The 470-nt window shown below is 71.1% G+C and carries 1 pseudogene; it reads right to left on the bottom strand.

Going from position 1 to position 470, the window contains the following annotated elements:
* Positions 1 to 470 (bottom strand): annotated as a pseudogene (locus tag NFT33_RS19050) (IS3-like element ISAzo10 family transposase); the annotation flags it as partial.

Below are 470 nucleotides of genomic sequence, written 5' to 3'. Positions count from 1 at the left end.
GCGCCTCGTTGGCCACTTCCAGCAGCCGCGCTCGCTCGTGCGCACTCAGCGCATGCGCGGGCATCGGGCGAACCGCTCCCGGGCGCCCATCACCCGCACCCGCTCGAGCCCGCCAGCGCTGCAGCGTGCGCACGTCCAGCCCCGCCATCTCGCACGCCGGCTTGAGCCGGGCCCCCTCGCGGCACGCCTGCTCGATGTGCCCCATCATCTTCTGGCGATCTTCCTGCGCGGTCATTCTTCCGCGTCCTCTTGGAAGATCGCCGAGAGTTTTTTTGACAGCACCAGCAGTGCCGCCGCCTCCGCCAGCGCCCGGTCCTTGCGCCGCAGCTCTCGCTCCAGTTCCTTGACTCGTCGACGCTCCGCACCATTGGCGGCGCCGCCGCTCGCCGCCTTCGGCTCGGCCAGCGCGTCCAGCGCACTCGCGCTCCACTGCGTCAGCTCCTGCGGATACACCCCCTGCTCTCGGCACC

It is taken from the genome of Sphaerotilus sp. FB-3 (assembly GCF_023706025.1).
GTDB classification, from domain to species: domain Bacteria; phylum Pseudomonadota; class Gammaproteobacteria; order Burkholderiales; family Burkholderiaceae_C; genus Sphaerotilus; species Sphaerotilus sulfidivorans.
Note: the sequence above shows the minus strand (reverse complement) of the source record. Positions and strands in the feature narration are given on the sequence as shown.